The following is an 8,164-nucleotide window of genomic DNA, read 5'->3' as shown; positions in this document are numbered from 1 at the left end:
GCAAGTTTAATCGAGATTGTCGATACTCCCCTCGCCTCCATCAGATTTATCAGAAGGGACACCGACAATGGTGTCTCTTTTGTTTTGTTCTCTGTTCATGGAGGCTGCAAAAGCCTTGGTGAGAGTGGGTTTTTAGCCTTCCATGAAGGCTGTAATAATAAATTTGGAGACTATTTCAGCATATACCGCCATGTAAAAACTTCTGATAGCGGTGGGGCTTTTGGACAAATCGGTTTATTTGAAGCCGACCGCAGAAAATACGACCGTGCAGGCGTTGGCTGCGGCTGTCGAGGCTGGCATCCTGATTGTGTGCTCTAACGGAAATACAAGATTGGGAAATATCATGCCGCCGATCGATTATGTAGCGGTTGGGGGCTATGACGATCGTGGACGAGCCAGCCGAGAACTGCATGTTCCATATCCTGACGAGCCCTATGGTCGCAACGGGGATGGTCATGTTCGGCCCGACGTTCTAGCTCCGAGAGTTTATTTGACGTTGCCATTTTGTGAGGCTAGGCCTAAGGACAGCAATGTTTCCTATTACTCGGGGACCTCAGGGGGCAAGCATACTTGTGGCGGGGATCGCGGCCTGCCTCCTGTCGGAGTATCCGCATCTGAAGCCAGAGACGCTGAAGGCTTACCTGGTGGCATACGGCGATCCACTTGTAGGTTACGAGAATCCCGCTCCCCGAGTACATGCCGCTAACGTGCTGCGCGCCTTTAGGGAGGGGAAGAAGGCAAAGCTTCCTGTGCCAGTGAAAGCAGCATCAGCAGTAAATATAATTGACCCTTATGCTGCAATCCAGTCGGATGACGAAATCGAGCGCGGCTTGGCCTTGAGCATGCTTGTGCAACGCAAGGCATTTAGCCGTGAGGAGCTATGGGCTTTCACTGCAGATGGCTCTTCTACGGTTCGTAAAATAGCGGTGGCGACCCTGCATAAACCGCATTGCGAACAAGAGCGGCAGTTGAAGTCGGAAGAGGAAGAGGGAGTTCGCGGCTGGTACGCCTATGGACTTTTACAGGATGCAACTGAAACTGAACTGGCGAAATGGGCAAAATGGGCAACTGATATAAATTGGACTGTTCGGTGGTGCGTAAGCGAATATACGGCCCGTTATCCCGAAACCTTGCCGCAGCTTGAGAAAACACACAATCCAGATGAGGTGCCAGTCAAAGCGCTGCCATTGATGCGGTGGTACGCTGATCGAAACAGCAAAAAGCTGGTTGAGTAGCCGGAGCGCAGGAAGCCTGTCGGATCATTTATCTATAAGCATCTTCATTGGAGATGCCCATGACAATAGGCTCAAAACGGGAGTGTTCGAAATGCAGATAGATTTATCGTTGATCCCATATGAAGACAAAACAGTCCTGTACCATCTGATCCAATTATATCGTTACGACAGCAGTGAATTTGATGGGCATGTTTTAACCCAGCACGGATTGTACTTATACAAATATTTAGACCATCAATTGACGGAGGAGCATCGGCGGCCGTTCCTTGTCAAAGTGCGACTGCTGCTTAAGATGGTTACTTGTAAGAAAACGTCAAAGTTGATGAGTAACGCTCGGTGAGATCAGCATCCTCTCGAAGTTAGCTTCAGTAGTCGGATACCATCGTTTTCTCATATAGCGTTTGATTTCCATGCCCCAAATGCAAGGTAAGAATGATGGAGGGAATCGCAATGACCTACAGATGGCCGGTATCGATCATGCTCGGAATCGTTTTAGTGATTGAGATCATAATCTACGTAACGAAGCCTGTTCAAACAAAGTGGGAGGTTAGAGACACAAGTACAAATCGAATGATTGCTGACCCTACTACCTATAGATCAACTCAGGCATTGGATTACCAGAAGATGAATGAAGACAACAAGAAAGCAGGCATCATAATTGCGGGTACAATCGCGATCGGAGCCGTTCTAATCTTTTTGACGCCCAATATCAGGATAAGAGGGCAAAGATCAAAGTGAGAGAAGTAGATGGTTCCCGTACTCATTTAAGACTGTTGAAAGAAGGATAATCGGAGCATGGAGAGCCCAACGGTTTATCGTCCGTATGGGCTTACTCCATCGTTGCACATGATCAGGCGTTAATGAGCCTTCAACCGCTCAATCTCCTCAACTGTCAATCCCGAAAATTCAACAATTTCCTCAATATCCTTGCCCTTAGCGAGCATCTTCCGAGCGATTTCTACCGCTTTTTTGAAGCTCCCTTCTTCACGAGCGCCTTCAAGCATAGATGCTTCATCATGCAGCGCCTTCTGCCTCATCTCGTACAGTCGCCGCGCCTCTGCATCTTGACTCAAATATTCCAATGCCGTCATCGCTTTGCCCAAATGTGGCTCATTCATTTTCAGCACCTCCCAGTTCGACGTATCTTCACTTTTCAAAAACAGCAACCAATTCAACAAGCCGCCTTCGTTTGGAATTGGTTGTAGCCCCAACTTGGACAACTCCATGATATGAATCTCCATGTCATCGATGAACGGGATACCGCTATGATCTTCCCGTAAATGAAATACGCTGTGATAACGCTCATTGGGCAGAATGGAAAAATTCAGAATGTTGATGGTCACGCACTTCCGAAGCTTGCTGTACGCCTGCCCTTTCTCAAGCTGGCTCGAATACTGCTTGCTCCAATAGTACAGGGTGCGTTTCTCGTTGTCGTATTTGTTAAAAAGCTGCATCTCTATATTAATGAGCTTGCCTTCAACGGTTCTCGCCTGAATATCGAAGATCGATTGCTTGTCTCGCGGCGAGTCCTTGTCGGTATACGGGTTCATTAAGATGATTTCGGTAAGCGGCGGCTCCCCTGCTTCAAGAAATGTTCGGTTCAGAAAGGCGAGTAGGATATCTTTGTTTTCTTCACTGCCAAAAATGCGCTTAAAAACGAAATCGTTCTTGGGGTCAAGCAGATCGTACATCCGAATCAACTCCATTCCTTGTCATGATTATTATATCATGATTCCCTTTTCAGTTGCATATGACGCGCGGCGCGTAACATTGCTGCTTGTTTTTGGTGTATGGATAACTATCGTGCACAGGGATAATCTGCGCATGAACCATTGTTATTCGTTAGGGAATGGAAAGTTATTCCAAAGTCTTTTTGGACTATAATGGGAGAGCGAACGGCATGACTCGTCAATCAGTTATTCGTAGATTTGTCAATTCCCTTATAGAGAGGTCGAATCCATTGTCGGCGAAACTCTTTGCTATCATTCTGGATCATCACAAAAAAAGAGTAATTCATGATGAAGTAGGCCCAGCGTACAAGATCGAACATGTTACGGGTCTTTCGTTCACAGGTTATAGAAAGTCGGGAAGGTTGGGACTCTGACTTAAGGAAGCTGGAAAGTAGCCTCACGGGATACACGTATCACGATACGTATACTTTATGGGAAGAAGAAGTGAAGCCTGCATATTTTGCAAAGATAGCTGAGTTGAGGAGGCAAGGATTTGATGTACATCCCGCATACTACGATTAAGAAGGCGGCAGGCTTATGCATTTAGCCGCATAAGTACTCTGGAATAACCAGCACCTAATGGGTGCTTTTCTTTTTTGCCCCAAAAGCAGGAGAATGTCGGATGGTATCGAAATAGAGCAATAGGCTTATTTTTATAGGTCTTTATACGGGTGAGAGTTTTGAACGTTGGCGTGAGCAAGGCCTTCGCATTAACCATGTCGCCGTCCGCAGGACCTTGTGACGATGCGCAATGGGAAAGAGGAGATCATGAACTATCATCAATGCCGATGGACAAACGCGACCGTAGAAGGTCGGCGTAACCGCATTAAAGCTATTCAGCGCCGGCATTACTTTATACGAATCCGCAGTCGCTATAAAGCGGGCATCCTCATCGAGTGTACCACCATCGGATGTTGAGCTAACAGTCAAGCACTGATTTTGAGGTTGAGCCAAAGACCACCCTAATATTTGGTTGCTTTACCATACGATGAATGATGCTCGTTAAACAACCTCGATTATAAATTGATACAATTTTGCAACCTCTTCATAATGTGAATTACTTCCGTACAGCGCCTTGATTTAATCGACGAGATGGTCATTCTGTGATATGGTAAAAGCATCCCATAGGCATTCTACTCTTCGGAGTGGAGTGCCTTCGTGCATACTTACGGGATTTTACATTAAATGTATCCGATTGGATGTGGAGGTGGTGATGCTATGTTTCTCTTTGTAGCCCCGTCAGGGGTAGATTGTTTATCTATGAAAAGTACTCAAAAATCGTGTAATGAGGAGCGAGCATAGCATGACCACTACTTATTTTCAAGCGGAGCCCCGCATGCGATTACATTCATCCGGACTTCGGGATTTGCGCAAATCCGGACGTCTGCCTGGCATTGTCTTCGGTAAAAATGCGGAGAATGAGATGATTCATATTTCAACGGCACAGCTTCAAAGATGGTTGAAGCAAGGCGCAGCCGGTTTTATAGAGCTGCAATTTGAAGGGAAAGATCCACTCACCGTACTGCTGGAGGATATCCAGCGTGACTCGGTTACGCGGGATTTGCTGCATGTCGATTTTCAGCAGGTGCAGACGAACGAAATTGTGCGTACAAAAATTCCGGTCAAGTTCTATGGCACGCCGGTCGGCACGAAGCAAGGCGGGGTTGTGCAAATCCAGCGTGCATTTATCGAGGTAGAGGCATTACCGAGATATTTGCCGACTGGGGTTGAATTTGACATCGGCGGTATGGATGTCGGAGAAGCGTTGTATGTAAAAGATGCGAAGTTTACGTCAGAGGTTACGGTCATTTCAGAGGATAATGAGTTTCTTCTCTCGGTCGTTAACCCTTAACTTCACCCATTCGTGTAAGGAGAATATCGTGCTTGCAGCTTACCTGCAGGCACGATATTTTGTCCAGCTTGGCTCATAGCTGGCGTTATTCCTATGCGCTTTAGGCGGTTTCTTTGTTTAACCAGTGGCGGCCGAAGAGAGGTTACTGGAACCTATTCAATAAATGATGGGGGGAATTAACTTGGACAAGATTAGAGTAGGCATAGTGGGTTACGGAAATTTGGGCCGTGGCGTTGAATCGGCCATTCGGCAAAATCCGGATATGGAGCTTGCAGCGATTTTTACTAGACGTCAACCCGAAAGCATGCCTTCAACTGCAAAAATGGTACACATGTCTGAAATCGATAATTATATAGGGAAAATCGATGTGATGATATTATGCGGCGGTTCGGCAACGGATTTACCGGAGCAAGGCCCGTCTATCGCCTCCATGTTCCATACCGTGGACAGCTTTGACAGGCACGCTAAAATCAATGAATATTTTGATTCGGTAGATGCTTCGGCAAAGAAAAGCGGACATGCCAGTGTAATTTCAACGGGATGGGACCCGGGACTGTTTTCGCTAAACCGTTTGCTGGCTGAGGCCGTATTACCTGAAGGAAAGGAATATACGTTCTGGGGCAAAGGGGTGAGTCAAGGGCATTCGGATGCGATTCGTCGAATTCAAGGCGTGAACAACGCGGTGCAGTATACGGTTCCTAATGAGGAAGCGGTTAACCTGGTAAGAAAGGGAGAGAATCCGGTATTGTCCGCAAGAGATAAGCACCTGAGAGAATGCTTCGTTGTAGCGGAGCCTGGCGAAGATCTGTCTCGCATCGAAAAAGAGATTACAACGATGCCGGACTATTTTGCCGATTACGAAACTCAAGTCCATTTTATTAGTGCCGAAGAATTGCAGGAGAAACATTCTTTAATGCCTCACGGAGGACTTGTTCTTAGAAGCGGGATAACAGGAGCCGCTAGCAAGCAAATTATAGAATTTGGACTTAATCTGGCCAGCAACCCTGAATTTACCGGCAGTGTACTGGTCGCTTATGCTAGAGCAATCAGCAGATTTGCGAAGGAAGGCTTTGTAGGGGCGAAAACGGTATTCGACATTCCTTTTGGGTACTTGTCTCCCAAATCGGCCGAACAGCTTAGAAGAGAGTTGTTATAACGTTCACAAGTCTCGTAAAAAGGGGAATTATCCACAGGGTTATACACAATGCTCACAAGAAAAAAACCTTGGTATGCATAACTCTTTGGCAACATATAAACATATCCACAGCATCACCTATTCACACAGCTGTTCCAATGACATAAGAAAGGAGCTGGGACCTTCGGCAAACGGGGCCCGGCTCCTTTTTAGATGGTTGCATTTAAGATTTCCTTAGCCCTTCGTCAGTGCGATACTCATTTCCCACAGCCCGTCACGTGTTTACATTCATCAGAGGTGCAGATTGCAAAATAATGATCGGCCATGAGTTCAGGTAAAACGAAGTATATGTTTTGCACCCAAGTGATGGGCCTCCACCAAGGTTTTACTTTTCGAAAATCGTTTCTTTTAGAGCGAAACGGAGGGAGCGCGCAATCGAAATCTACCGCTGCGACCTACATCAGGGAGTGGGCATCGGCAGCAAGTTTAATGGAGATTGTCGATACTCCCCTCGCCTCCATACAAGGTAAATGAACCGCTAGACTGAGATAAATCAGTCAGCGGTTCTTTTCTTTTGGAGCGACGGAGTCGAGCTCCGTGTACGAAGAGGACAGGGGGGCAGTCCACGCGGATCGGGGATTAAACGGAGGGAACACGGCATCGAAATCTACCGCTAAGGTTGTGTCCTCGTCGAATAGGCTTCGGCAGGCAACCGGACAGACCCAGTAGCTTATGGAACGCGCTTTGGTTTTTTGCTACATTTGGCTCGATAGCAAGCGATGGTTACAACTGTGCTATAATGTCATAAAGCGCGTCGGTGCTTTTCAAGAATGAATCACACTTCACACTTCCTATATAAATCCATTGGACAAAGGGTGCATCGACCAACCATGTACGATTATCAGGCTTCCATGCACCATAAGCTGATTATTATCGGCGCAGGCGCATCAGGACTCATGGCCGCCGTTACTGCGCGGGACCTGGGTATCGATACCGCCATACTGGAGAGTAACGACCGGATTGGAAAGAAGATCTCAATGACAGGCGACGGCCGCTGCAATATTACGAACGAATCCACTGCGACGGGTACGGACGAAGCGGTGGCTTTATCGCGCAAGTACCACAGCAGCCAGGCTGAATTTCCCTTGCCTGTGCTGCAGCAATTCGGCATCCGTCAGACCATTGATTTTTTCAATGTGCTCGGCCTTCCACTTACAAGATTGAAAGAGGGCTTCATGTATCCGATGTCGCTGCAGGCTGCATCCGTGTTGGATATTTTCGAGCTTGCGCTAGAGGATCGGAACGTTCCGGTATACCTCAACAACAAAGTGCTGGATGTTACCGTATCGAAGGATTCCCCGCGATTCAAGTTTACATGCCGAACCGAGACAGAGGAGCAGGTTGTCTATACCAGCGAATACCTGTTTCTATGTACGGGCGGCCTTACCGGCCTGAATGCGGGAACGGATGGGTCCGGGTATGCGCTGGCCCAGCGCATGGGGCACACCTTGATCGAGCCGGTGCCGGCCATCGTGCAATTGAAGGTGCAATATCCGCATCTGAAGGCGCTGTCCGGCATCAAACTTCAGGGACGAGCCCACATCCTCGTGAACGGCGAAGTCGTCCGCAGCGAAACCGGCGAAATTCATTTCGCCGAATACGGCCTCTCCGGCCCGCCGATTCTCCAGCTCGGCCGGAAGGCTGCCGTTCATCTCGCGAGAGGGGATTCCGTGACCGTATCCGTTGATTTAATGCCGGGCCGCACGGAGGAGGAGGTTATCGAATTTCTGGAGATGAACTGGGGAACGTTCGCACACCGGACGGTCGCGGAATCCTTCATCGGGTTTTTACACAAGAAGCTGATCCCCGTCCTGCTGAAGGAAGCGGGAATCGGTCAAGAGCCGAACCTGCTTTGCCAGGATCTCTCGTGGAAAACAAAAGGGATCTTTTATAAGATATTGAAGCATTGGGACTTTAAAGTGACCGATACCCATAGCTTCGAGAACGCGCAAGCGACAGCCGGCGGCATCGCTACGAAAGAACTCGTCGCGAACACGTTGGAATCCAAGCTCGTGCCTGGGCTCTATTTGGCCGGCGAGGTGATGGATGTCGACGGCGACTTCGGCGGCTATAACCTGCAATGGTCCTGGAGCTCCGGCTATTCGGCCGCGATGGCGCTCGGTAAACACATTTTCAAATGAAACCATTGGAA

Annotated in this window: 7 protein-coding genes and 1 pseudogene; 7 read left to right on the top strand and 1 reads right to left on the bottom strand. The window is 48.1% G+C overall.

Annotation, left to right across the window (positions count from 1 at the left end):
* The 3 genes from FE784_RS40720 to FE784_RS08455 all read left to right on the top strand — a co-directional run.
* Positions 1 to 318, top strand: a 318-nt coding sequence (locus FE784_RS40720) for a hypothetical protein (protein ID WP_176706052.1), incomplete at its 5' end; no start/stop codon positions are given.
* A 254-nt stretch (positions 319 to 572) separates the two neighbouring features.
* Complete coding sequence (locus FE784_RS08465) at positions 573 to 1,235, top strand: S8 family peptidase (RefSeq protein WP_139601693.1); 663 nt, start codon at positions 573 to 575, stop codon at positions 1,233 to 1,235.
* A gap of 450 nt (positions 1,236 to 1,685) precedes the next feature.
* The gene (locus FE784_RS08455; RefSeq protein WP_139601692.1) at positions 1,686 to 1,973 is read left to right on the top strand and encodes a hypothetical protein; all 288 of its coding nucleotides are present in this window, start codon (positions 1,686 to 1,688) and stop codon (positions 1,971 to 1,973) included.
* A 119-nt stretch (positions 1,974 to 2,092) separates the two neighbouring features.
* On the opposite strand, the gene FE784_RS08450 is transcribed toward FE784_RS08455, so the two are convergent.
* A complete protein-coding gene (locus tag FE784_RS08450) occupies positions 2,093 to 2,926 on the bottom strand; it encodes an Rpn family recombination-promoting nuclease/putative transposase (RefSeq protein WP_139601691.1) in 834 nt (277 codons plus the stop codon).
* Between the two features lie 718 nt (positions 2,927 to 3,644).
* Here FE784_RS08450 and FE784_RS41825 point away from each other — a divergent pair.
* The 4 genes and pseudogenes from FE784_RS41825 to FE784_RS08430 all read left to right on the top strand — a co-directional run.
* A pseudogene (locus tag FE784_RS41825) lies at positions 3,645 to 3,888 on the top strand (transposase); the annotation flags it as partial.
* A 362-nt stretch (positions 3,889 to 4,250) separates the two neighbouring features.
* The gene (locus FE784_RS08440) at positions 4,251 to 4,817 is read left to right on the top strand and encodes a 50S ribosomal protein L25 (RefSeq protein ID WP_342779082.1); all 567 of its coding nucleotides are present in this window, start codon (positions 4,251 to 4,253) and stop codon (positions 4,815 to 4,817) included.
* A gap of 181 nt (positions 4,818 to 4,998) precedes the next feature.
* Positions 4,999 to 5,973 carry a diaminopimelate dehydrogenase gene (locus tag FE784_RS08435; RefSeq protein ID WP_246131949.1) on the top strand — a complete coding sequence of 325 codons (975 nt, stop codon included), beginning with the start codon at positions 4,999 to 5,001 and terminating at the stop codon, positions 5,971 to 5,973.
* An 869-nt stretch (positions 5,974 to 6,842) separates the two neighbouring features.
* Complete coding sequence (locus FE784_RS08430; RefSeq protein WP_139601689.1) at positions 6,843 to 8,153, top strand: BaiN/RdsA family NAD(P)/FAD-dependent oxidoreductase; 1,311 nt, start codon at positions 6,843 to 6,845, stop codon at positions 8,151 to 8,153.
* The last annotated feature ends 11 nt before the right edge of the window (positions 8,154 to 8,164 follow it).

Origin of the sequence: Paenibacillus hemerocallicola, assembly GCF_006265175.1 — a bacterium.
In the GTDB taxonomy this organism is placed as follows: domain Bacteria; phylum Bacillota; class Bacilli; order Paenibacillales; family NBRC-103111; genus Paenibacillus_AB; species Paenibacillus_AB hemerocallicola.
The sequence above is the reverse complement of the archived record's forward strand: the minus strand, read 5'-3'. Positions and strand labels throughout refer to the sequence as shown.

Coding starts and splice junctions, on each gene's coding strand:
- FE784_RS08455 (WP_139601692.1), top strand. CDS start 1,686: ATGACCTACAGATGGCCGGTATCGATCATGCTCGGAATCGTTTTAGTG.
- FE784_RS08450 (WP_139601691.1), bottom strand. CDS start 2,926: ATGTACGATCTGCTTGACCCCAAGAACGATTTCGTTTTTAAGCGCATT.
- FE784_RS08440 (WP_342779082.1), top strand. CDS start 4,251: ATGAGGAGCGAGCATAGCATGACCACTACTTATTTTCAAGCGGAGCCC.
- FE784_RS08430 (WP_139601689.1), top strand. CDS start 6,843: ATGTACGATTATCAGGCTTCCATGCACCATAAGCTGATTATTATCGGC.